Origin of the sequence: Bifidobacterium pongonis, from assembly GCF_019331805.1 — a bacterium.
GTDB classification, from domain to species: domain Bacteria; phylum Actinomycetota; class Actinomycetes; order Actinomycetales; family Bifidobacteriaceae; genus Bifidobacterium; species Bifidobacterium pongonis.
Genome location: NZ_JAHBBE010000018.1, coordinates 21170 through 45240, shown reverse-complemented (window position 1 = coordinate 45240; position 24071 = coordinate 21170). Strand labels below are relative to the sequence as shown.

The window sequence follows — 24071 nt, the reverse complement described above, 5'->3', positions numbered from 1 at the left end:
CTTTGTCTTATGTTCGCTCCGTGCCCAGTGTAGTCCACGAAGCATGAAAACGATATCGTGATTGCGGAACGGTCAGATCGACTGCCGTTCGGGGGATGAAGCGGTACGGGATGCGCGGCGGGGCGTCCGGCGTCTGCCGATCATGCCGGCACCCAAGCGCAGCATCGGGGCGTTCGGCCAGAACGCGGTGATCAGCCAGGCCGCGGCCGCGGTGCACGTCACCGCCAAACCGGTGGACGACAGGGGAACGCCGTTATCCGTCAGATAGGGGAACATGTACGGCCATATGTCGCCGATGGGGACCATCTGCCACGGAAGACTCAGCACCAACGTGGCGATGACGGTCAACAGGGCGTAGACGAGCGTGTACAGCGCGACGCGGATCACGCCATGGAACGCGCCCTGCACCACATGCCACGGCAGCGAGAGCACGCCGATTGCGGTATCGGACCCCTTGCGCCGCCCGCCGCGCTTGCCTTCGCGCTCCAACTGCGCTTCGGTGCTGAATCCGATCGTGAACAGCAGCCAGAACAACAGCAGGGCGGCGGCCGGGGCAATCAGCAGGTTGAACAGGGCCGTGACGGCCGGTACAAGACCGATGAGCACCAGTGGCAGCGTGCTGCGCGACAGGTATCTGCCGCGTTTGACGTCCGCCGGGTTGGCCTCCGGTTGCAACGGCTGTGCCGGCATCTGCTCCTGAATCTGCTCCTGGGCTAGGGGCGGCATGGGCGCTGATGACATGGGCTGCGCGGGCTGCATGGATGGCATGGATTGCATGGGCTGTGCCGATGGCAACGGCGGTACGGACGGCAACGGCGGCAACGATTGCATCGGCCGCATGACCTGCGTGGGCGCGGCCGTTTGCCGCTGCCCGTAAGCGCCGGGCATAACCGTCGTGGCCGAGGTGGCTACGCCCGGCGCAGCCGGATAACCAGCCGCCGGCATAACCGAGGTTTTCGCCTCGGCAGGCGATTCAGTGGGCATGACCCGGGTACGGGCGAAAACCTGCGTGGCCTGCTCCGGCCCCAACGCATCGCTGGGAAGCGCCACCGTGCACTGTTCGGGCGACAACGCCATCGTGGCGGCGACGAACCCCGGATCATTATCGGCATCCGTCCCCACACCATCCCAATCCGCACGCAGATTACCCGGCTGATTGCGTTGCGCCAACCGGTTCAGCGCGGCGGAACGACGCGGTACGGCATTCGTCGTGACCGACTGTTGCGGAGGCATTCTCATGCCCTCCGGAAGCGGTACGTCAAAAGGGCGCACCACCTCCGAGGCGTCCGCGCCCTTGGTGGAATCGAACAAACCGCTGGATTCCGGAGTATGCCAGGCGAACGGGTTCAACGCATCCAATGCGACGGCGTGCAGCAACTGTTCAGGCGTGCAACGCCGCGACGGATCGGGGTGCAGCGCACTGCGGAACGCAGCAAGCGTATTGGCAGGCAGGCCGGCGAGATTCGCATTGCCCGAAGCGGCACGTTCCAACACGGCCATCATCGGCTTCGTGCCGAACACCGGCGAACCGGTGGCGGCGAACGCCAGCACGGAAGCGGTGGACCACCAGTCGGTCGCCTCATTGGAATCCGCGCCGTCGATGATCTCCGGCGCGATGAAGCCCGGCGTGCCCATGACCAGACCCGTACGGGTCACATGGCTTTCGTTCTCACCCATGGCGATACCGAAATCGACCAGCACCGGCCCGGTCGCGGAGATCATCACATTGGTCGGCTTGATATCGCGGTGGATGATGCCGGCCTTATGCACGGCCCGCACCGCTTCGATAAGCTTGCGTGCGAGACGTTCGAGATCATTGCCCACATACGGGCCGTTCGCGGCGACATCCTCCTTCAGGTTCTTGCCTTCGATCAGCTCCGTGACGATGAACGCCACCGCATCATCCAACTCCATGTCGACGATGCCGCAGACACCCGGATTATGGATGCGGCGCAACGCCAACGCCTCGCGGCGCAGGCGCTCGCGGGCGGGAACGTTCTCCTTGAGGTTCGGGTCGTTGTGCGCGTTCTCCTCGTCGGACAGTGAATCCCGCAGTATCTTCATCGCATACGTGTGGCCACCATCATCCTGTACACGCCACACCGATCCCATGGCTCCCGACCCGAGACGGGAGATCAGGGTGTAGCCGCCCACGGCATCGCCGGGTTCGAGATTCAACGCGCTTATTTCGCTCATGGCTCCCAGTCTATGCGGTGGGCGGCCCGGCGGGCATGAGGCGAATTCAAAGGAACGGAAAAGAAAACGGGGACGGCATCGGGAACACCCCTGGGGGTCACTTTGTATGTCTTCTTGTGCGCATGATGCTCTTACATTTATCTTGCATAATTCTTACATGTAAGAATCCCTTTCTAACATGTTAGAATTATGCAAGGTTAGTGAAAGGTTAGGGTAATGCTTCCGAGTAAGGAAACCTTGACAGTTGAATTCAAAAGCGAGCGTACGCGTCCGCAGTCCGACGATGAAATCGTGGAAAATATCGTTGCCCTTGCCAATACGCAGGGCGGTGCACTGTATCTTGGTGTGGAGGATGACGGTACCCCCACGGGTATTGCCAAACAACACCGCAATATCAATGGGCTTGCAGCCTTTGTGTTCAACAAAACCGTTCCGCAACAGACCGTTCGTGTGGAATTGTTGCATGAGGATGACTGCCAGGTAGTGGTAATTGAGGTGGATAACAGCCAACAAATCGTGTCGACAAGCGGAGGTAAGACGCTGCAGCGACGATTGAAAGCTGACGGTACGCCTGAGGTGGTCCCATTATTCGTTGCCCAGTTTATTAGTCGTCTGTCGCAACAACGTAGTTATGACTACAGTGAGCAACCCGCTCCCGGGGGAGAGATCTCGGATTTGGACGCCGAATGCCGTAATCGGCTGCGTAGCCGTATCCGTGAAACCAACGTGCAGAATCCTTTGCTGGCACTCGATGATTTGGAATTTGATAGAGCCCTCGGCCTGACAACTGAGCAGGACGGCAAGGAACTTCCCACGATTGCTGGCCTGCTGACCATTGGCAGTGTGGAATCCATTAAGCGTTGTGTGCCTACTGCTAAGGCAGTGTTCCAAGTCATGGATGGTTCGATGCCGAGGGTGAACATTGATCCGTTCGTTCTACCGCTGGTTGATATGTTTGGCAGAATCAGTGATTTGATGCAGCCTTGGAACCCAGAGCATGAGATTATGAGTGGACTGGTGCATGTAAACGTACCGGATTTCGATCATCAGGCTTTTCGCGAGGCCATGGTGAATGCTTTCTGTCATCGTGATTATGCGCAGATCGGTAACGTACGATTCATGGTGGATGGCGATGGATTGACCATCTCCAATCCAGGTGGATTCATCGAAGGCGTGACCGAGGATAACCTGTTGACGGCATCGCCGCGGTCACGTAATCCCTGTTTGGCTGAGATTATGAAAACGGCTGGTTTTGCCGAGAGAACTGGGCGTGGCGTGGATAAGATCTATAGCGGATCGCTTGCCAGTGGAGGGACGATGCCTGATTATTCAAAATCCACCGCCAGTGAGGTTAATCTGTTTATCCGTCGCGCCGTTCCTGACGAAGCATTCATACTAATGGTGACCAATGAGGAAAGGCAGCGCGGCAGTGAACTTTCGGTGTGGGCTCTTATCGTGCTGTCTTTGTTGAGGGAGTATCGGCGTCTGACTGTGCCGCAGTTATGTGAGTTTTCCAGGTTGGAGAACCGTCGGGTAGTAGGTGCTGTGGAGAACTTGGTGGAATCCGGCGTGGTTGAGGCGTTCGGCAGCGGTCGGTCCCGATCGTACATCCTGAGCTCCAAGGTATATAAGGATGCGAATGCCTTGCCTGCGTATGTGAGACAGAACAATATTTCGTCCACTCGGCGTATGGGCTTGGTTCTTGAATTGGCGGAGAAGAATGATGGCTCAGTGACTTCCTCGGAAGTTATGGAATTGCTGGGAGTGAGCTATATCAGCGCTTATCGGTTGCTCAAGAAAATGACGGGTGAAGGTAAGCTGCGTCACGAGGGTGATGGTCCTTCGTCACGATATGTCATACCGTGACGTTCATGACGATATGGTCGAGATGAAGGTTGTCTTCGCTGTTTCAAAAATAGATCAATCAGATAAAGCGATGGGGAGCGCTCCGAAACGTATTGTATGTTTCGGAGCGCTCCCCATCAATCTATGCCCGTGATGTCAGTCGATCACAGCACGCCCTGGGCGACCATGGCGTTGGCGACCTTGACGAAGCCGGCAGCGTTGGCGCCGAGCATCAGATCGCCCTCGTGGCCGTATTCCTTGGCGGCGGCCAGGGAGTTGGCGACGATGTTCTCCATGATGGACTTGAGCTTGTTGTCGACCTCTTCGAAGGTCCAGCTCAGACGGTAGCTGTTCTGGCTCATCTCAAGGCCGGACACGGCCACGCCACCGGCGTTGGCGGCCTTCGCCGGGCCGTACAGCAGGCCGTTCTCCTGGTAGGTGGTGATGGCTTCCGGAGTGGACGGCATGTTGGCGCCTTCGCACACGACCTTGCAGCCGTTGGCGACCAGGGCCTTGGCGGATTCGCCATCGATCTCGTTCTGGGTGGCGCACGGCAGCGCGATGTCGCACGGCACGGTCCACACGCCCTTGCAGCCCTCGTGGTATTCGGCACCCGGCACGCGCTCGGCGTACTCCTTGATGCGGCCACGGTGACCGAGCTTGATGTCCTTGACCACGTCGAGCTGGATGCCGTTCGGGTCGTAGACGTAACCGTTGGAATCGGAGGCGGTGACGACCTTCGCGCCCAGGGCCTGAGCCTTCTCGGTGGCGAAGATGGCGACGTTGCCGGAGCCGGAGATGACCACGGTCTTGCCTTCGAAGGAATCGTTCTTCAGGACGCGCAGAGCCTCCTGGGTGTAGTAGCACAGGCCGTAACCGGTGGCCTCGGTGCGGGCCAGGGAGCCGCCGAATTCGAGGCCCTTGCCGGTCAGCACGCCGGAGTACTCGTCGCGGATGCGCTTGTACTGGCCGAACAGGTAGCCGATCTCACGGCCGCCGACGTTGATATCACCGGCGGGAACGTCGGTGAACTGGCCGATGTGACGGCACAGCTCGGTCATGAAGGCCTGGCAGAAGCGCATGACTTCGGCGTCGGACTTGCCCTTCGGATCGAAGTCGGAGCCGCCCTTGCCGCCGCCCATCGGCAGCGTGGTCAGGGAGTTCTTGAGGATCTGCTCGAAGCCGAGGAACTTGATGACGCCCTCGTTCACGGTCGGGTGGAAGCGCAGACCGCCCTTGTACGGTCCGATGGCGGAGTTGAACTGGATGCGGTAGCCGCGGTTCACCTGGACCTTGCCTTCGTCATCGGTCCATGCGACGCGGAACTTCACCACGCGCTCCGGTTCGACGATACGTTCCAGCACGCCTGCCTTCTCATATTCCGGGTGCTTCTCAACCACGGGCTGGAGGCTTTCGAAGACTTCGGAGACAGCCTGCAGGAACTCGGGCTGGTCGCCGTCGCGCTTCTCCACTTGGGCATACACGCGCTTGACGTATTCGTTGGTGAGCATAATGAAACTCCTCTTTGGGTCGGTCTGGGTAGACGGTTTGATTGTAAACGGGTGCACTATGCGCCCACAAGACCCTGACCAAATGCTGGCGGGGGTGTGCCGGGGCGTGCCCGAGGTGCGTGGGGGTGTTCGGGTATGGCCGGAAACCGCCCGAAAAAAGAGAAACCCGGCGGGGGAAACCGCCGGGTAAGAGAGAAGAGAGAGAAGAAAGGATTCAGTTATGGGGTTCGGGGAACCTCGCCTGCGTTGTTGTGTTCCGCTGACGTTTTCTATATAACCGTGCGTTCCTTGGGGGAAGAATACGTGTTCCTGTCAATTGCCTGAGAGAAATGTGATGGGGGTGTGAGAGAGGGGGTATATGGGGGTGACGGGCGCCGAAAAGGCCCGGTCGCCATCGACGAACATCGATGACGACCGGGCCTTCGCGAACGGATACCGCTCAGACGATTCAGTTGGCGAGCTTCGCCTTCTCGGCGGCGAGACGCTCGGCCTCGGCCTCCTTGCGTGCGGCAAGATCGGCCGAGAAGCGATCAAGCTCCTCCTGCACGGCCTCGACCGGAATCTTGGCGAAAATGGGGGTCGGCTTGGCGACCGGCGCACCGACCTCGATCGGCTCGCTCTCCCACGGGTGCACGTTCACGCCCAGCTTGTAATCGCCGGTGATGATCGGGTACATGAAACCGGGCTTGTCGAGATCCTCGACCTCCTCGATGTGCGGCAGCGGCGAGAACGTGCCCTTGCCGCCCAAAGCCTCCCACACCTTCTGCGAAGCGTGGGGCAGGAACGGCGCGAGCAGGTGGTTCGCGTCGGACACGGCCTGTGCGGCCACATGCAGCACGGTGCCGAGACGGGCCGGATTGTCCTTGATCTTCCACGGCTCGGTGGCGGAGATGTACTTGTTGATGTCGCCGACGACGCGCATCGCTTCCAGCAGCGCGGCCTTCTGATGATGGCTTTCGATGAAGTTGCCGGCGGTGGCGAAGGCTTCGCGGGTTTCCGCAAGCAGCGCACGATCCTCGTCGGTCATCTCGTTCTCGTCGATCGCCGGGATCTCGCCGAAGTTCTTGGCGATGAGGTTGGCGACGCGGTTCACCAGATTGCCCCAGGAGGAGGCCAGTTCCTCATTGTTGTGGCGCACGAACTCCGCCCAGGTGAAGTTGGAGTCGGAGCTTTCCGGGCCGGCGATGGAAATGTAGTAGCGCACGGCGTCAACGGGGTAGCGCGACAGGATGTCCTTCACGTAGATGACGATGCCGCGGGAGGAGGAGAACTTCTTGCCTTCCATGGTCATGAACTCGGAGGCCACGACCTGTTCCGGCATGTTCAGCGGACCGAGCTTGCCGGTCTCGCCGCCCTTGGAACCCTGACCGTTGTAGGCCAGCATTTCGGAAGGCCAGATCTGGGAATGGAAGGTGATGTTGTCCTTGCCCATGAAGTAGTAGCCGGGGGTGCTCGGATCGTTCCACCAGGCACGCCACGCTTCCGGATCGCCCTTGCGGCGAGCCCATTCGATGGACGCGGACAGGTAGCCGATCACGGCGTCGAACCACACGTACAGTTTCTTGTTCGGATTGTCGATCCAATCCTTCACCGGCACCGGAATACCCCAGTCGATATCGCGGGTGATGGCGCGCGGCTTGACTTCCTTGAACAGGCCGATGGAGAAGTTGATGACGTTGGTACGCCAATCCTTGCGGGTCTTCAGCCAAGCCAGGTTGGCTTCGGCCAGCGCCGGCAGGTCGAGGAAGAAGTGCTCGGTCTCCTCGAAACGCGGAACCTCGCCGTTGATCTTGGACACCGGGTTGATCAGCTCGTCCGGATCAAGCTCGTTGCCGCAATCGTCGCACTGATCGCCGCGAGCGCCGTCGGCGCCGCAGATCGGGCAGGTGCCTTCGATGTAACGGTCCGGCAGGGTGCGGCCCGTGGAGGGGGAGATGGCGACCTTCTGCGTGCCCTTGTAGATGTAGCCGTTCTCCAGGCACTGCTTGAACAGTTCCTGCACGACCTTCTCGTGGTTGCCGGTGGTGGTGCGCGTGAACAGGTCGTAGCTCAGACCCAGATTGCACAGATCGTTGGCGATCACGCGGTTGTACCGGTTGGCGAGCTCCTGGGCGCTCACGCCCTCCTTGTCCGCCTCGACCAGGATCGGGGTGCCGTGCTCGTCGGTACCCGACACCATCAGCACGTCATTGCCCTTCATACGTTCGTATCGTGCGTACACGTCGGACGGAACGCCGAAACCGGCGACGTGACCGATGTGACGCGGGCCGTTCGCGTACGGCCATGCAACATTCACCAAAATATGACTCATAACGCCCGATTATCCGGCGCGGCTGGGACACGGGGGCGTGAATGTGGATAACCGAAAAATATCCACACGCGTATGCACATTCCGCCGCTTCCGGTAGGGCGGACTGTCCACATATCCACAGGCTCGCGGCTTGCGGTTGCGTCCGGCGCGATACGTCCCCTACGGTCGGGGCCATGAACAGTCATATCAAGATACGGGGAACCAACAGATCGCGGGCGAGACCGGTCGTGCCGCCATTGCTGCATTCGCGCGACCTTCCCGGCCCGATGAGCCTAAGCAGGTTGTCGCGCGGCGGCTCGGTCCGTTCATTGGACGGGTGCAGCGGGTATTGGGCCGATCACGGCGATACGCTGTACGGTCGCGCTCTCATCGTGCACAAGATGATCCCGTCGGCTACGGCGGCGTGCATGCGTACCGCGCTGTGGGTGTGGATGGGCGGCGCGTTCCCGGAAACCGTCGACGTGCTGTCCGGATCGCACTACCGCACATTGCGCCATGGCCGGCCGATCCGCGTGTTCGCGCGCAAAGTGGGGCGCGAACAGCTGGTGAAGGTGGGCGACTTGGACGTTACCAGCCCGCAGCGCACGGTGTGCGATATCGCGTCGACGTCCAGAGGTGCGGCGGGGGCGACGGTGTTCGCCGATCGGATCGTCGACCTCATGCACGCCTACCGGTTCACGCCCGACGATTGCGAGGCCATTCTCGCGATGAACCCCTGCACGGTGTCGGCGCCGCGCGCCAGGGCGTTCCTCAACACCGTGCGCCTGTACTACGAGGAACGCCGGCGCACCATGGCGGCGGCCGAAAGCGAGCGCAGTGCCGCCGAGTGCGACGCGATTGAACACGGCATGATCGATATGATCGATCGCGTTGGGCAAAGGGTGACGGAACAGACCACCGATAGGGGAGAAGAGAAGGAACAAGGGGAAACGAGGGGAACGCAGGGGATGGCCGCAGGGGGTGGCGACTGGGGGCGTGACAACAACGACGAAACGCTTGCCCTTGCGGGGAGCACGGTATGAAACGGGGGAAACGACGATTGCGATCCCTGCGTCAGGCATGCCGGTTGGAACGATTGCACGATGATGGCCAGCGCGACGGCGAACACCGCGGCAATGCGGCGCGAACGCCACGCAATGCCCTGGAGCCGCCTGCGCCGCCACTGGCGTTGACGCCGGCGCTCGCGGCCGACCCGGAAACGGATATCGACATACTGTGGCATATCGCGCGTGAGGCGCCGGAATTGCGCCGGTGGCTGGTGGCGAATCCGAAAGCGGACGCGCGACTTTTGGAATACGTGTCGCAGGCGGGCGGGCCCGGCGTGCGCAGGGCCTTGAACGTACTGCTCGACTCGTTGGACGATCCGGCGGGCGCATAGCCCCCGAACCATCCAACGGGTTACGGAATCATTCGCCCTTGGCGGCCAGCACGGCCGCATACACCTGCTTACGGTTCGGCAGGGAGCCGTCCGGCAGCGGGTGTTCCGCGACCACGCGCGTGATGGCCTCCTTGATGCGCAGCCCTTCATCCTTCGCCTTGGCGGCGGCGAGTTCGGCCAATTCCTCGATGCTGAGCACGTTCGGGGTGTTTTCGTTGACTTCCTCGTCGGACGCGCCTTCGATGACCAGCACCATTTCGCCGCGCGGCGGATCGTTCCTCACGCTGCTGTGGATTTCGCCGATCGTGCCACGGCGGATCTGCTCGTAATCCTTGGTGAGTTCGCGGCACAACGCCATGCGACGGTCGGGGCCGAAGGATTCCAGCAGATCGTCCATGGAATCGGCGATGCGGTGCAAGGTCTCGTAGAACACGATGGTGCGGCGTTCCGAACGCAACATGCGCAGATGCTGCATACGTTCGGTATGCTTGCGCGGCAAGAAGCCCTCATAGCAGAACCGGTCGGTGGGCAGCCCGGACAGGGCGAGCGCGTCGAGCACGGCGCTCGGGCCGGGCGCGCAGGTGACGGGCAGGCCGCGTTCGATGGCCCGGCGCACGATGGCCAGGCCGGGGTCGTTGATGGTCGGCATGCCCGCATCCGACACGACCAGCACGGTCGCGCCCGTTTCCACGTTGTCGAGCAGGCCGTCGGCCTTATCACGTTCGTTATGGTCGTGATAGGCGACCACGCGGCCGTTCACGTGCACGCCGAGACGGTTCGCCAGATCGTACAGGCGGCGGGTGTCTTCGGCGGCGACGATATCGGCATGTTCCAGAAGCGCGATCAGCCTGGCGGATGCGTCGGCGGTGTTGCCGATCGGCGTCGCGGCCAGCACCACCGTACCCTGCGGGATATCCGCGCCCGCGACCAGTCTGCCGAATCCGTTGCTTTCATTGGTTTCGCCGACGTTCGGATTATGTTCCATGCCTTCGTTCTCGCCGTTTTCCGGCAATGCGCTCATGCTCTCCATACTGCCCAGTATTCCCCACTGTGTGCCCAACTCCCGCGCCCGCCAATCATGCTTCCAATCATGCTCGCCAACCATGCCCGGGCTGCCGCCCGAAGCCCGCAACACCCGCAACACCCGCAACAAAGGAAGGCCCGGCCGGAACGTTCCCATGGATGAACGTTCCGACCGGGCCTGCCAGGCTACTTGGGGAAGCTACCGATCAACGTCGCGATTACAGCACCACCTTGCCTTCCGGTGCGGCGACGGTCTCGCCGAAGCCCAGACGCGCGGTGAACGCGCGGCCATCCGAGCTGGACACCTCCACGCCATCGGCGGTACGACGGGCCGAGAACGTCACCGAGGAGCCATCCGTCTCCGTGACCACCGCTTCGGCGGCATCGACGCCGTCGAGGAACACGGACACCAACGCATCCTTGCCATACTCGTAATCCGGGGTTTCGGCGCCCGGCTTGGTGACCAGCACGCTGCCGTCACGCACCCACAGCGGAATGGTGTCGAAACCGTGACGCTCGTTGCGCCACACGCCATGCTCGGAAACCACCTTCTCGCCGGTGAACCAGTTCGTCCACGTGCCGGCCGGCAGGTAGTACTCCACATCACCCGAATAGGTGAACACCGGAGCCACCAGCAGATCCGGGCCGAACATGTACTGGCGGTCCAGCGTGCGGCAGGTCGGATCATCCGGGAACTCCACGAACATCGAACGCATGACCGGAGTGCCGTGCAGATGCGGCTGCAGGCCCGTCTGATACACGTACGGCATCAAGGACAGCTTGAGCTTGGTGAAGGTGCGGGCCACATCCACCGCGGTCTGACCGGGGGCATTGACCACGCCGTTCTTCTCATCCTCCTCATCGAACAGCCACGGCACGCGGTACACGGTGGAACCGTGCATACGGGAGTGGGAGCCGAGCAGACCGAACGCGACCCAACGCTTGTACACCGCCGGGTCCGGGTAAGCACCTTCGAAACCGCCGATATCGTGGCTCCAGAAACCGAAGCCGGAGCTCGTGATCGACAGGCCGGCACGCAGCGTCTGCGCCATGCCGTTGAACGTCGACTCGCAGTCGCCGCCCCAATGCACCGGCTGCTGCTGGCCGCCCACGGTCGCGGAACGGGCGAACAGGCACGCCTTCCCCTTGCCGTACGTCTCCTCGATGGCTTCGAACACCGTCTGGTTGTACAGCTGCGTGTACCAGTTGTGCATCGACAGCTTCGGGGAACCGTCATACCAGACCACGTCGCGCGGAATGCGCTCGCCGAAATCGGTCTTGATGGCATCCACGCCCTGGCTCAGCAGCTTCTTGACCTTGCCCTTGAACCATTCGCGCGCATCCGGATTGGTGAAGTCCACCAAGCCCATGCCAGCCTGCCAGAAGTCGGTCTGCCAGATCTCGCCGTTCGGCTTCCTGACCAGATAGCCCTTCTCCTTGCCTTCCTTGAACATGGAGCCGCGCTGGCCGATATACGGGTTGATCCACGCGCAGATATGCAGGCCCTTGTCCTCGTGCAGGCGCTTGAGCGTCGTCTCGATATCGCCGAAGAAACGCTTATCCCACTCGAAATCGGTCCAATGGAACTCACGCATCCAATAGCAGTCGTAGTGGAAGGCGCTCAGCGGAATGTCACGCTCGGCCATGCCGTCGATGAAGGAGTTGATGGTCTTCTCGTCGTACTTGGTGGTGAACGAGGTGGTCAGCCACAGGCCGTAGCTCCAGGCCGGCACGTTGGCCGGGCGGCCCACCAGAGCGGTGTAACGGTCGAGGATCTGCTTGGGGGTCGGACCGTAGATCACGCAGAAGTCGATCGTTTCGCCGGGAACGGAGAACTGCACGGCCTCCGTGTTCTCGGAACCGACCTCGAACGAGACGTGGCCGCGATTGTTCACCAGCACGCCGTAGCCGTTGGACGTCATGTAGAACGGGATGTCCTTGTAGCCCTGCTCGGAGGCGGTGCCGCCATCCTCGTTCCAGATGTCGATGGTCTGGCCGTTCTTCACGTATGCGCCGAAGCGCTCGCCGAAACCGTAGACGCTTTCGCCGACGGCGAGATGCAGCTGGATGCCGGTGAACACGTCGGATTCGTCGTATGCGGAACCATCCATGGTCACGCCGAACTCGCCGACCGGCTGCGCGGTGACGTTGGACAGCTTGTTCAGGCCGAATCTGCCGAGCGACTTGCCGGAGGATTCGGTGAGCACCTTGCCGTCCGCGTCAAGGAAGGTCAGGTTCCACGGCGAGCCTTTGACCACCTTGGCGGTCAGGCCGCCGGAGGTCAGCGAAATGCTCGCGCCGTCCTGGCCGACTTCGCCATCACCATTGCCGTCCGCTTCGGCGTGGATGTAGTCGCGCCCGCCCGGCTGGTCGGCGTTCAGCGGGAATCCGGGCTGGTCGGTCGCGCCCTGCCAGTGGCCTGCGGTCACGCGGATCACGCCTTCGGCCGGCGAGGTCACGTCGATGTTGAACGTGGGCAGATTGAGGGTGTCGTAGCGGCCGCGGACCACGGAGGTCGGGGCGAGGACGTTCAGGCTTTCGCCGTCTTCGCCGATGCCGAGTTCGTAGGCTTCGCGTGCGTACAGGGCGTCGACGCCGTCGCGGATCATCCAGTAACCGTTGGTGAACTTCATTGTTGTTGCTCCTGGTGATGTGTGATGGGTTGTGTGGTGTGTGAGGGTTGAAGTGTAAGAGGTGATCCCGGCTCCGGATAGGAAGAGAGAGAAAAGGACTTCCGGAGCCGGGAATGCGTGGGGTGGGTTATCGGTACTACTTGACCGCGCCGGCGGTGATGCCGCGGGACAGCGTGCGCTGGAAGATCAAGTAGAAGATGAGGGTCGGCACGATGCTGATCAGCGATGCGGCGGCGGTCGTCGTCACATCCATCAGACGGTCACCGGTCAGCGAGCTGACCGCGATCGGGATGGTCTGCGTCGAATTGTCGATGAGGAAGGCCATCGGGATCATGTACTCGTTCCACGTCCAGATGAAGAAGAAGACGAGCATGACGCTCAGCGTCGGCTTGGAGATCGGGAACACGATCTTGCGGAAGATGGTCCAGCGGCTTGCGCCGTCGATCGACGCCGCCTCAAGGATGGACTTCGGGAACGTGCCGTACACGGACGAGAGCAGGTAGGTGCCGAATGCGCTTTGGATGACCGTGAAGATGACCACGATCGCCCACGGCGAGTTGTACAGGCCGATCTTCTTGAACATGATGTACAGCGGGTACAGCATGGCTTCCTGCGGCAGCATGTTGGCGAGCATGATGAGCAGGATGATCCAACGGCGGCCCTTGACGCGGCCGATGCCCAGTGCGAAGGCGTTGAACATGGAGAGGATCACGGCGAGGATAGCCACGAGGCCGGAGGTCCAGATGCTGTTCCACAGCTTTTCGGGGTAGTTGACGCGGTTCCAGAACTTCATCAGACCATCGGTGCTGAATTCATGCGGCCAGGACAGCGGGCCGGACGAATTGTAGTCGGCGGTCGTCTTGAACGCGTTGAGCAGCAGCACGATGAACGGGAAGAGCATGACCAGGCCGCCCACGATGAGCAGGATGAGGATCACCCAATCGCCTGCGGTACGGTTCTTCTTGACATGCACGGGAATGTTGGTTGCGGAAGTCATGATCTTACTCCTCATCTTCCTTCGCGACCTTCTCCTGAAGGTTCGTGAAGATAACGGCGACGATGATGATGACGACGGTCAGCGCGGTTGCGATCGCGGCGCCGTAGCCGACCTGCTGGGACTGGAAGAACTGCACGTAGGAGTAGTACGACGGCACGATGGTGCTGGTGCCGGGGCCACCCTTGGTCAGCATGTAGACCGGGCCGAATACCTTGAGTGCGGCGATGGTGCAGGTCAGCGCGACCACGAAGATCTCCGGCTTGATGGACGGCAGGGTGATGGCGAGGAAGCGCTGCCACCAGTTGGCGCCGTCGAGGCTGGCGGCCTCGTACAGTTCCGGATCGACGCGCTGCAGGCCGGACATGAAGATGACCAGCGGGTAGCCGACCTGAATCCAGATCATGATGAGCATCAGGAAGATGAGCGAGGTGTCGGGCTTGCCGAGCCAATCATGCTGCAATCCGCCGAGGCCTATCGCCTTGAGCAGTGCGTTCAGTGCGCCGTTCTCCGGGCGGAAGATCCAGCCCATGACCAGGGAGGCGACTGCGATCGGCAGCAGCTGCGGGAAGTAGTAGATGGCGCGCATGGTGGAGGCGGCCTTCGTGCCGAACTTCTTCTGCACCACGTCGAACACCAGCGAGGAGAGGATCAGGCCGAGCAGGATCGGCACGACCACCATGGCGATGATCATCCAGATCGAGTTGCGGAACGACACCCAGAACGTGGTGTCCTTCATCAGTCGGGCCCAGTTGGCCAGGCCGACGAACTGCGGCGGCTTGATGCCGCGGTAGTTGGTGAAGCTGAGGTAGATGTTCCAGACAGCCGGAATGATGATGATCCACAGCAGCATCAGCAGACCGGGGAGCAGGTACAGCCAGAAGCGGTTGGAAGGATTGCCGGGGATTCTCGACATCCCCTTCTCCCTGGCGGTCGGCTGCTGGCCGCGCGGTTGGGTTTTCTTGGTGTGAGCGTTCATTGCGTCAGTCGCTTTCATGATTCGCGCCGGATTCCCGGGCTTCCCTGCCCTGTGGTGGCGCGTTCGGTTCGAACAGCGTAGGGTCCGTCGGACGGGCTTCATTGCCCGCCGGACGGGTGTTGGAAGGTGCCAGGCGCCGCCGCGGTGATGGACGGCGGCGCCTGGCGGTGGGTTCAGTTATGTGTGTGCGCTATGCGCTATGCGCTTGGGGCGGTTCAGGACTTGACGCCGGCGGCTTCGACGCCCTTGTCGTAGTTGTCCTTCATCTGGTTGAGCACGCCCTTCACGTCGGTGGTGCCGTTGACCAGTTCCTGCAGCGAGGAGTTGAGCTCGTCGTAGAAGGTGGAGGTCGGCCAATCCGGGTAGAAGCCGAGGGCGTTCTTCTCAAGCACGCCGTTGAAGGAGGTGATGAGTTCCTTGGTCTTCTCGTCGGTGATCTTGTCCGGATCGGCGGCGATCGGCAGACCGCCGGAGTTGCCCATGAGGTTCTGGACTTCGTCGCTCAGGGTGATGTCGATGAACTGTGCGGCGAGATCCTTCTTCTTGGAGTTCTCGGGGATGACCCAGATGTTGCCGGAGGAGCCTACGACCTTATCGGTGTCGGGGAAGGTGGCGAAGGTCCAGTTGGCGTCCTTCATGTCGCTCTGGAAGCGGCCGAACCACCAGGTGCCGGAGAAGAACATCGGGTAGGTGCCGTTCATGAAGGCCTGGCCTGCATCCTCGGCCTTGGTGCCGGTGCAATCCTTGGAGATGTAGCCCTTGTTGACCCAATCCTTGATGGTCTTGGTGGCGTAGGTGGTCGCCTGGCCCTGCCAGTCGACGTCGCCGTCGTACATCTCATAGGCCTTGATGAACTTGTCGTTCGCCTTGGAGAGGACCAGCTGCCACCACAGGTGCTGCAGCGGGTATTCGGCCACGCCTTCGGAGAGCGGGGTGACGCCGTTGTCGACGAACTTCTGCATAGCGGCTTCGAGATCGTCGAGCGTCTTCGGGATTTCGATGCCGTACTTGTCGAACATGTCCTTGTTGTAGTACATCACGATGTCTTCGCCGTAGTTCGTGATGCCGTACCAGTCGCCGGAGCCCATGACGCCCTTGTCATCGTACTTGCCGGTGTCGGCGAGCGTGCCGCTGACCTTCTCATCCCACTTGTACTTGCTGACGTAGTCGTTCAGGCTGGTGAGCAGGCCCTGGCTTGCCAGCAGGCCGGCGGTGGCGTTGCCCTTGTTGTATTCCATGACGTCGGGGGCTTCGTCGGAATTGAGGATCTGGGCCGCGTTCTGGCGGATCTGCTCGAAGGACTTCTTTTCGAATTCGACCTTGACGCCGGTCTTCTTTTCGAAGATTTCCATGGCCTTGGCCCAGGCCTTGCCCTGTGCGCCGTTGTCCTCTTCGTAGTGCCAGATCTTGATGGACTTCGGGTTCTCCTCCTGGGCGGTGTCGCTGCTGGTGCCGCAGCCGGCCAGGCCAAGTGTGCCGAGCATGGTCGCCGCCGCCAGACCGGCTGCGACGATTTTACGGGTGAACTTCATCGTGTACTCCTTCTTTCAGCGCCTTTACTGAAATGAGACTCAGGGTTTGTATCGGGAACCTCATTGCTTGATACGCTACGGGTTTTCGATGAAGTATTCAACTTATTTCGATTGATTTCGATTAATTAGTTTAATGATTTTACCTTGCAAACGTTGTCGCGCATTTCCACTGATTCCAAAGGGTTTCCCTTTGTTTACGCCATGTCGAGAAAAAGCAATCGTTTACATGGCTATCGAAATCAGCGAAATCATGTCGTGGTGCCGTGAGCGCGACGCTCCGGTCACCCGGCGCGTCGCGGACCCATCGTGCCGCGCGCAAGATATTTGGGCGGCAGCAGCTCGACCGCACCCACATCATGCCGGCGGCCCTCCAAGGCCTCCATCATGATGTCGATCGCACGCATGCACACGGCATGCGGATCCATGGGCATCTCGTCAACGCCCTGCGACAGCTGATGCACGCCCTGTGTGCAGGCGGCCATCAACGAAATATCCTGCGGAACGCGCAGCCCGCGCTCCTGCAAGGCGATCAGCAGATTGTTCACATGCGTGGGATTGGTCTGGCAGATGATCGCGGTGATCTCGCTATCGTTCGCGAACGCCGAATCGAGCAGCAGACGCACGTCGGCCATGCCGTAGCCGGTCGACGCCATGAACGTGACCTTGACACCCAGGTCCGAACCATGCTTGATGGCGGCGTCGCGGAAACGGATGAGATAGTTCGAACCGTCCTCGTAGGCGAACTCGTTGGTGCCGATGATCAGCACGCGCGTATGGCCGAGCGTGGCCGCCTTCTCCACCGCCTCGCGGCCCATCCGTTCGAAATCAAGATCGACGGAATACACCGATTCCGAATTCGACGGGTACCCCACGGACACCACCGGCACGTCGAGCATCGGCGCCACCTCGGCGCGGGAATCGTGCATCAGCACGTCAAGAAGCAGAATGCCATCGACCATGCCGCTGCGTGTGACGCGAACCAGCTCCTGATCGCCGTATTCGTGCATGAGCAGCAGAATGTCGTAGCCGTAACGCTTGGCGCGTGAGGCGAGCCCGAAGAAGAACATCGCGTAATTCGAATAATCCGTGTACCCGTGCACGGGGGAGCTGAGCGCCAGAACCTTGGTGCGCTTATGCGTGCCGGAGCTGGGGAAGCGGTTATTCCAATCGTCGCCGTCGCCCGTGATCGGCCGGCCGGTCAGGAACGCCATGACGTCCGGCGTGGCCTTCCTGGGAAGGTAGCCGAGCTCCTTGGCCGCGTCCAGCACCGCGCGTTTGGTGTCGTCGCCGATGGAACGCTTGCCGCTCATCACATACGAGACCGTGCTGATGGACACGTGGGCCTTCGCCGCGACGTCTTTGATGCCAGCCATGGCAACCCCCTCCAAACGTTTTTCAGATACGCTCAAGTCTAACTTGTGCGGTCGGTGCCATGCCGTTTTTACGTGATTGATATGCGGGCCGGGATGGGTGTGGAAGCGCGGAGGGATGGGTGCAACATTTGTTGACAATGGTTTTGGGGATACCGCTTGTCGTATTACATTCGTTACATGAGAAGCCGTCGATGGTTGCCGGTTTGCCGACCGATTCCGTCGGTGCGATGACGTGAAGGGCCGTCATGTGACCGGGGCTACCGCGGTGTACACAAAGGAACTCCCCTTGAGGGGAAGGTTGGAGAGAACACTATGAGTGCGAAGAAGAACAACAGGGGACTGGCGGTGGCGGTCGCCACGGTGGCCGTGGCTGGTACGATCGCCGCTCCCGCGCTGGCGAACGAAACCGCCGTCACGCCGGAGGAACAGGCCGCGCAGGCCGTCTCCCAGGCGCAGCAGGCCATCGACCAGGCATCGAACACGGCGCAGGGCACGCAGGCGCAGCAGGGCGTCGACCAGGCCGCGCAGGCGGTCGCGGACGCGAAGGCCGCGCTCGATTCCGCCAAGAACGACGGCGAACAGGCCCAGGCCAACGCCGACAAGGCCCAGTCCGATGTGGACAAGGCCCAGCAGAACGTCGCGGACAAGCAGCAGGACGTGGCCGACGCCATCGCGTCCGATCCCGGCATCGCCCAGGCGAAGACCGGCGTGGACGAGGCCCAGTCCAAGCTCGACGAGGCGCAGAGGAAGCTCGAAGAGGAGCAGGCGAAGGCCGATCAGACCGCGAAGAACGTGGAGCGCGTGCAGAACGCCGTGAACGAGGCCCAGCAGGCGAAGAACGACGCGCAGGCCGCGAAGGACAAGGCGCAGAAGGCGAAGGACGAGGCCCAGTCCAAGGTGGACGCGACCGACAAGGCCAAGCTCGACAAGACCACCGCCGACAAGGCGCAGGCGTTGCAGGCCGCGCAGGCGAACGCCGACACCGCCAAGACGAACGCCGACACCGCCAAGGCGAAGGCCGACGAGGCGAAGAACGCGCTGGACGAGGCCGTCGCCATCGCGGGTGACGCGAACGACCCGGCCAAGGTCAAGCAGGCGCAGGAAGCCGCCGAACAGGCCGGTCAGGCCGTCGAGGCCGCCAAGAGCGCCGCCGACGAGGCGCAGGCGAACGCCAAGGACGCGAAGAGCGTGGCCGACGCGAAGGCGAAGGACGCGAAGGCCGCCAAGACGGCGGTGGACGAGGCGCAGACGGCGAAGGACGAGGCGCAGGACGCCGCCGCGAAGGCCGACGCGAAGCTCGCCGAAACGAAGAACGCGAAGGACGCGGCGGATTCGGACGCGGCGGACGCGCAGGCGAAGGCCGACAAGGCCGGCAGGGCGCTCACGGACGCGGACGCGAAGCTCGCGGACGCGAAGGACGCGAAGACCGTGGCCGACGCGGAACAGGCCGCGGCCAAGAAGGCGTACGACGAGGCGGTGAAGGCGGCGCAGGACGCGAAGGCCGCGGCGGACGACGCGGCCCGCAAGCAGGCGCAGGGCGCGGCCGGCTGGTTCGAGGACAACGACGCGGAGTTCGCGTACAAGGTGCTGACCGATTCGAGCGTGTCCGACTATCTCGAATACACGCATCTCGGCGCGGAGAACGACGCCACCAGCCTTGAGAACCTCGTCAGGGCGCTCGACCTGATCGACGAGTGCAACAGGCTGCGCGAGGCCGAGGGCGTGCCCCCGCTGAAGGTGTCCGACGCGGCCTTGGCGATGGCGATGGTGCAGGCGAACTTCGCCGCGAACGGCAACTACTACCACAACGGCCAGTACGGCATCGGCGAGAACCTCGCATGGGGAACCACCAAGATGGATCCGTTCGACGGGTGGTACACGCAGGAGAAGCAGACCTATCAGGACGCCATCAAGTCCGGAAACTACCCCGGCCTCGAAAACATGACCATGCAGGAGATCAGCTCCACCTACCCCGAGCTGTACCACCTCGTCGGCCACTACCTGAACATCATCAGCACCGACTACACGTCCACCGGCATGGCCTACAGCGGCTACGGCGACTATCCAGACGATCACGCCTACTCGCAGGAGTTCTTCAACACCAACTGGAACCAGTACGCCTCCGACGACACCACGCCGCTCGACGCGGCCGTCTACCGCCAGAAGGTGCAGGCGTACATCGACCGCATCAACAACGCGCAGAACACGTACAACGACGCGTTGAAGGCCGTCGAACAGGCCAAGGCGCGTCTCGACGCGGCCGAGAAGGCGCAGGCCGAGAAGACCGCCGCGCAGAAGACCGCGCAAGCCGACGCCGAACAGGCCAAGGCCACGCTCGACACCGCCACCGCCACGCTCAAGCAGGCGCAGGACACCGCCGCGACCCGCGCAACCGAATACGCGCAGGCGCAGCAGGCCAGCCAGCAGGCGCACGCCACGCTCGACTCCAAGCAGGCCACGCTGAACGACGCGACCACGGCCTACGACGCGGCCAAGCAGGCCGACGACGCGGCGCAGGCCACGCTCCAGCAGGCGCAGGCCACGCTCAAGCAGGCACAGCAGGCGTACGACACCGCGAAGACCGACAAGGCGAACGCCGACCGTCGCGCCGCGATCCTCGCCGACGCGCAGACCGAACTCGACAACGCCACCGGCGCGTACGACACCGCCAAGACGGACGCCGAACAGGCCGACAACGCCTACCAGACGGCCAAGGCGAACCTCGACACGGCGCAGGGCGAATACGACACCGCCAAGCAGGCCAGCGACAAGGCCGCCCAGCAGGAAGCCGAACTCCAGCAGGCCGTCAACGACCTGAACGCGAAGACCAGCAGCCTCCAGCAGGCCGTCGACGATCTCAACGCGAAGCAGTCGGAGCTCGCCGCCGCCAAGGCCGAACAGGCCAACGCCGAACAGACCATCGCCGGCCTCGAACAGGACGTCAAGGACGCGCAGGCGAACCTCGACCAGGCCAAGGCGAACCTCGATCAGGCCCGCGCCGACGCCAAGGACACCGAAGCCGTCAGGAACGCCCAGGCCGCACTGGACGCAGCGCAGGCCGACCTCGAAGCCAAGCAGGCCGCGCTGAAGGACGCGCAGGCGAAGCTCACGGAAGCCAAGCAGGCCGTCAAGCAGGCGCAGACCGCGTACGATCAGGCCGTCAAGGCGCAGAAGGACGCGCAGGCGAAGGCCGACGGGCAGCAGAAGGGCGAGCAGGGCAATAAGGGCAATGCCGGCGCCACCGTCGCGTCGACCACGCTCAAGACCAGCGAGCAGGCCACGCTCAACGCGTCCCTGAAGGCCGACAAGCTCGCCTCCACCGGTGTGGACGCCAACGCCGTCATGCTCACCGGCATCATGCTCACCACCCTGGGCGCGGCCGCGTGGGAGGCATCGCGCCGCAACCGCGTCTCCACGGCACGCCACGCATACAGGCGCTAAGCCGCAAGCCTGCCACGGGTAGGTCAACGCGGAGGGGTGGGAAGGAACCACGGTTCCTTCCCACCCCTTTGCCGTATGAAGTGAAAAGTGGTGGCTTGGCATCGCACACTGCCGGGCCGCCGCGGAAAGTAAAGAAAAAGCCTTCCGGAGGTGGAATTCCGGAAGGCTTTCGTGGAGCTGATGGTAGTCGAAACCACGACCTCTTCGATGCGAACGAAGCGCTCTACCAACTGAGCTACAGCCCCTTGGATTGTTGTTCTGCTTCGCAGGACAACTCAACTCACTGTAGTACAGCCCCTGCCTAAATGCAAAACGGCGTTGCGGCATATGTGTGTTGAAATCTGCGTGAACGGCAGGGAAACCGGAAAAAGGGGAACGGTTGCCCCGCCGTCCGCGCAGATGGGGAAAAACAAGCGGAAACGGTTGAAAACAGGTCGAAAACGCTAGTGTGTGGCGATTTCGTCGAGTTTGGTGACATGCCCGCCGAACTGGGCGCGCAGCGCGGACACGACGCGCAGAATGTCATCGGCTCCACCGCGTGAGGTCTGCCGCTGCCAGAGCGCCGCCGCGGTGGCCGGCGTGGGTACGCCGAGTTCCAGCGCCGCTTCGATCATCCACCGGGCTTCGCCGGATTCGTTCGCCACGGGAGGCATGTTCCGCAGCGTGGGGTCGTGTTCCGTGGCGTTCTCGAACAGGTCGAGCAGCCAGCTGGCCACAACCGAACCGTCACGCCAGGAAGCCATCGTCGCGGCCGGATCGGTGACGTAATCGCTGCGCATCATGGTGGCGAACCCTTCACCGAACGCCTGCATCATGCCGTATTCGATGCCGTTGTGCACCATCTTCGCGAAATGCCCGCCGCCCACGGGTCCGGCGAGAATCAGACCATGCTCGCCTTCTGGCTTCAAGGTTTCGAAGATCGGCAGCACCTTGCGGTACACGGCCTCGTCGCCGCCGACCATAAGCGCGTAGCCGCGTTCCGCGCCCCACACGCCGCCGGAGACGCCGGCGTCCAGGAAATCGATGCCCTTGCGCTTGAGCTCGTTGGCATGACGGGTGTCGTCGGTGTAATGCGAATTGCCGCCGTCCACCACGATGTCGCCGGCATCCAGCAGATCGCCGAGCCGCGCGATCACGGAATCAGTGGCCTTACCGGACGGCACCATCGTCCAGACGACGCGCGGCGGTTGCAGCGCGGCGACCAGCGCTTCGATCGAATCGACATCGCGACCCGAATCCGGGTTCATGTCGAAGCCGACGATGCTATGCCCGCCGTCGCGAAGCCGGCGAACCATATTGCCTCCCATGCGGCCGAGGCCGATCATTCCCATCTGCATGTTGAGCTCCTTTGCTGTGTGGATAGTTGGTGTGAAGTGGGTGTGAGTGTGCGGGTTGAAGTTAGGTGTGTGGATGAAGTGGAAGCGTGAAAGGTGCGCCGGTGTGCGCTGCGCCGGTCATAGGATCAGCGAGAGCAGCATGGTGAAGCCGAGTCCCACCACGGACAGCACGGTTTCCATTAGTGACCAGGTCTTCAGCGTCTGGCCGACGGTCATGCCGAAATACTCCTTGACCAGCCAGAAACCGGCATCGTTGAGGTGGGAGAAGAACACGGATCCGGCGCCGATGGCGAGCACCAGCAGCGCGAGATGGGTGGGGCTCAGGTTCGCGGCGAGCGGGGCCATGATGCCAGCGGCGGTGACCGTGGCGACCGTGGCGGAACCGGTGGCGAGACGGATGAGCACGGCCACGATCCAACCCGCAAGCAACGGGTTCATGGCGGATTCGGTGATGCTGTGCGCGATCACGTCGCTGATGCCGGAGTCCACGAGCGTTTGCTTGAAACCGCCACCGGCGGCCACGATGAACACGATGCCTGCAACCGTGCCGAAGGACTTGCCGACCATGCCGTTCACGGCGTCACGCGTGGAATGCTGCATGAAACCGAGCAGCACCATGGCCAGAACGGTGGTGATGAACAGTGCGGTGAGCGGCGTGCCGATGAACGCGAGCGCGCGACCCCATGCGGTTTCGCTCTGGCCGGTCAGGTCGACCACGGATGCGGCAAGCATCAGCACCACCGGGCAGAGGATGACGGTGATCGCCTGGGCGAAGGTGGGGCGATGTTCGGGAGAGTTCTGGGCGGCTTCGTCGGTGTTCTGCTCCGGGGCCATGATCGGCACCCAGCGTGCCATGACCTTGCCCAGTAGCGGGCCGGAGATGATCACCGTGGGAATGGCGACCAGCAGGCCCAGGCCGAGCGTCAGGCCCAGGTTCGCGTGGATCGAGTCGATGGCGGCAAGCGGGCCGGGGTGCGGCGGGATGAAGGCGTGCAGGGTGGAGAGACCGGCGAGCGCGGGGATGGCGATGAGCATGACGGGCATTTTCGCGCGGCGGGCGGCGAACAGCACCACCGGGATGAGGATGACCACGCCGACTTCGAAGAACATGGGGATGCCTACGGTGAAGGCGATGAGGGCCATGGCCCACGGCAGCAGTTTCATGGGCGTTTTGCTCATGATGGTGTCGACGATGACGTCCGCGCCTCCCGACGCGAATAGGATCGTACCGATGATGGCACCGAACGCTACCAGCAGGCCGACGCCGGAGAAGGTGGATCCGGCGCCTGTGGTGAAGCTGCTGAAGGCTTCGTCGTACGGCACGCCGGCGCATACGGCCATGATGAACGAGCCGACCATGAGCGAGATGAACGGGTGGAGTTTGACGACCGCGATAAGCAGGACGATCGTCAGAATGCCGGCGATGGCGGCGATGATGAGTTGCATGTCAGATTCTCCTTTGAAGCTGAACAGGGGTGCAAACCGTATGGTGTGCGGGTGCGCGTGCGGCGCGTGATG

At 62.3% G+C, this 24071-nt stretch carries 15 protein-coding genes and 1 tRNA gene; 4 read left to right on the top strand and 12 right to left on the bottom strand.

Annotation, left to right across the window (positions count from 1 at the left end; genetic code table 11):
* Positions 1 to 72: 72 nt before the first annotated feature.
* Positions 73 to 2196, bottom strand: a complete 2124-nt coding sequence (locus KIH75_RS05785) for a serine/threonine-protein kinase (RefSeq protein ID WP_236028074.1) — start codon at positions 2194 to 2196, stop codon at positions 73 to 75.
* 216 nt (positions 2197 to 2412) lie between these two features.
* On the opposite strand from KIH75_RS05785, the gene KIH75_RS05780 reads away from it, so the two are divergent.
* Positions 2413 to 4062: an RNA-binding domain-containing protein gene (locus tag KIH75_RS05780; protein ID WP_219055827.1), complete on the top strand. Its 1650-nt coding sequence runs from the start codon at positions 2413 to 2415 to the stop codon at positions 4060 to 4062.
* Positions 4063 to 4205: 143 nt separating this feature from the next.
* Here the strand turns inward: KIH75_RS05780 and gdhA are convergent, their stop codons facing one another.
* Positions 4206 to 5552: an NADP-specific glutamate dehydrogenase gene (gene gdhA, locus KIH75_RS05775; RefSeq protein WP_219055826.1), complete on the bottom strand. Its 1347-nt coding sequence runs from the start codon at positions 5550 to 5552 to the stop codon at positions 4206 to 4208.
* 448 nt (positions 5553 to 6000) lie between these two features.
* Positions 6001 to 7863: a methionine--tRNA ligase gene (metG, locus tag KIH75_RS05770; RefSeq protein WP_219055825.1), complete on the bottom strand. Its 1863-nt coding sequence runs from the start codon at positions 7861 to 7863 to the stop codon at positions 6001 to 6003.
* A 308-nt stretch (positions 7864 to 8171) separates the two neighbouring features.
* On the opposite strand from metG, the gene KIH75_RS05765 reads away from it, so the two are divergent.
* Together KIH75_RS05765 and KIH75_RS05760 are read left to right on the top strand one after the other, a co-directional pair.
* The gene (locus tag KIH75_RS05765; protein ID WP_219055824.1) at positions 8172 to 8885 is read left to right on the top strand and encodes a hypothetical protein; all 714 of its coding nucleotides are present in this window, start codon (positions 8172 to 8174) and stop codon (positions 8883 to 8885) included.
* Positions 8882 to 9241 carry a variant leucine-rich repeat-containing protein gene (locus KIH75_RS05760; protein WP_219055823.1) on the top strand — a complete coding sequence of 120 codons (360 nt, stop codon included), beginning with the start codon at positions 8882 to 8884 and terminating at the stop codon, positions 9239 to 9241. Before KIH75_RS05765 ends, KIH75_RS05760 begins: the two co-directional genes overlap by 4 nt.
* A gap of 28 nt (positions 9242 to 9269) precedes the next feature.
* Here KIH75_RS05760 and rsmI read toward each other — a convergent pair whose 3' ends face one another.
* The 6 genes from rsmI to KIH75_RS05730 form a co-directional block, all read right to left on the bottom strand.
* On the bottom strand, positions 9270 to 10226 hold the full coding sequence (gene rsmI / locus KIH75_RS05755; protein WP_420829180.1) for a 16S rRNA (cytidine(1402)-2'-O)-methyltransferase: 957 nt from the start codon (positions 10224 to 10226) through the stop codon (positions 9270 to 9272).
* Between the two features lie 256 nt (positions 10227 to 10482).
* Positions 10483 to 12897: an alpha-xylosidase gene (yicI, locus tag KIH75_RS05750; RefSeq protein WP_219055821.1), complete on the bottom strand. Its 2415-nt coding sequence runs from the start codon at positions 12895 to 12897 to the stop codon at positions 10483 to 10485.
* 136 nt (positions 12898 to 13033) lie between these two features.
* Positions 13034 to 13894: a carbohydrate ABC transporter permease gene (locus KIH75_RS05745; RefSeq protein ID WP_219055820.1), complete on the bottom strand. Its 861-nt coding sequence runs from the start codon at positions 13892 to 13894 to the stop codon at positions 13034 to 13036.
* 4 nt (positions 13895 to 13898) lie between these two features.
* Positions 13899 to 14870 carry a carbohydrate ABC transporter permease gene (locus KIH75_RS05740; protein ID WP_219055819.1) on the bottom strand — a complete coding sequence of 324 codons (972 nt, stop codon included), beginning with the start codon at positions 14868 to 14870 and terminating at the stop codon, positions 13899 to 13901.
* 215 nt (positions 14871 to 15085) lie between these two features.
* On the bottom strand, positions 15086 to 16402 hold the full coding sequence (locus KIH75_RS05735; protein ID WP_219055818.1) for an ABC transporter substrate-binding protein: 1317 nt from the start codon (positions 16400 to 16402) through the stop codon (positions 15086 to 15088).
* A gap of 281 nt (positions 16403 to 16683) precedes the next feature.
* Positions 16684 to 17775, bottom strand: a complete 1092-nt coding sequence (locus tag KIH75_RS05730) for a LacI family DNA-binding transcriptional regulator (RefSeq protein ID WP_219055817.1) — start codon at positions 17773 to 17775, stop codon at positions 16684 to 16686.
* 312 nt (positions 17776 to 18087) lie between these two features.
* On the opposite strand from KIH75_RS05730, the gene KIH75_RS05725 reads away from it, so the two are divergent.
* Positions 18088 to 21216, top strand: coding sequence for a CAP domain-containing protein (locus KIH75_RS05725; RefSeq protein ID WP_219055816.1), 3129 nt, complete (start codon positions 18088 to 18090; stop codon positions 21214 to 21216).
* A 172-nt stretch (positions 21217 to 21388) separates the two neighbouring features.
* Here KIH75_RS05725 and KIH75_RS05720 read toward each other — a convergent pair.
* The 3 genes from KIH75_RS05720 to KIH75_RS05710 all read right to left on the bottom strand — a co-directional run bounded on the left by KIH75_RS05720 (position 21389) and on the right by KIH75_RS05710 (position 23999).
* A tRNA-Ala gene (locus KIH75_RS05720) sits at positions 21389 to 21461 on the bottom strand.
* Between the two features lie 198 nt (positions 21462 to 21659).
* Positions 21660 to 22553, bottom strand: a complete 894-nt coding sequence (gene gnd / locus KIH75_RS05715) for a phosphogluconate dehydrogenase (NAD(+)-dependent, decarboxylating) (RefSeq protein ID WP_219055815.1) — start codon at positions 22551 to 22553, stop codon at positions 21660 to 21662.
* A gap of 117 nt (positions 22554 to 22670) precedes the next feature.
* Positions 22671 to 23999, bottom strand: a complete 1329-nt coding sequence (locus tag KIH75_RS05710) for a GntP family permease (protein WP_219055814.1) — start codon at positions 23997 to 23999, stop codon at positions 22671 to 22673.
* Between the last annotated feature and the right edge of the window lie 72 nt (positions 24000 to 24071).

Coding starts and splice junctions, on each gene's coding strand:
- KIH75_RS05745 (WP_219055820.1), bottom strand. CDS start 13,894: ATGACTTCCGCAACCAACATTCCCGTGCATGTCAAGAAGAACCGTACC.
- gdhA (WP_219055826.1), bottom strand. CDS start 5,552: ATGCTCACCAACGAATACGTCAAGCGCGTGTATGCCCAAGTGGAGAAG.
- KIH75_RS05740 (WP_219055819.1), bottom strand. CDS start 14,870: ATGAACGCTCACACCAAGAAAACCCAACCGCGCGGCCAGCAGCCGACC.
- yicI (WP_219055821.1), bottom strand. CDS start 12,897: ATGAAGTTCACCAACGGTTACTGGATGATCCGCGACGGCGTCGACGCC.
- KIH75_RS05730 (WP_219055817.1), bottom strand. CDS start 17,775: ATGGCTGGCATCAAAGACGTCGCGGCGAAGGCCCACGTGTCCATCAGC.
- metG (WP_219055825.1), bottom strand. CDS start 7,863: ATGAGTCATATTTTGGTGAATGTTGCATGGCCGTACGCGAACGGCCCG.
- KIH75_RS05780 (WP_219055827.1), top strand. CDS start 2,413: ATGCTTCCGAGTAAGGAAACCTTGACAGTTGAATTCAAAAGCGAGCGT.
- KIH75_RS05735 (WP_219055818.1), bottom strand. CDS start 16,402: ATGAAGTTCACCCGTAAAATCGTCGCAGCCGGTCTGGCGGCGGCGACC.
- KIH75_RS05760 (WP_219055823.1), top strand. CDS start 8,882: ATGAAACGGGGGAAACGACGATTGCGATCCCTGCGTCAGGCATGCCGG.
- KIH75_RS05785 (WP_236028074.1), bottom strand. CDS start 2,196: ATGAGCGAAATAAGCGCGTTGAATCTCGAACCCGGCGATGCCGTGGGC.
- KIH75_RS05710 (WP_219055814.1), bottom strand. CDS start 23,999: ATGCAACTCATCATCGCCGCCATCGCCGGCATTCTGACGATCGTCCTG.
- gnd (WP_219055815.1), bottom strand. CDS start 22,553: ATGCAGATGGGAATGATCGGCCTCGGCCGCATGGGAGGCAATATGGTT.
- rsmI (WP_420829180.1), bottom strand. CDS start 10,226: ATGGAACATAATCCGAACGTCGGCGAAACCAATGAAAGCAACGGATTC.
- KIH75_RS05725 (WP_219055816.1), top strand. CDS start 18,088: ATGAGTGCGAAGAAGAACAACAGGGGACTGGCGGTGGCGGTCGCCACG.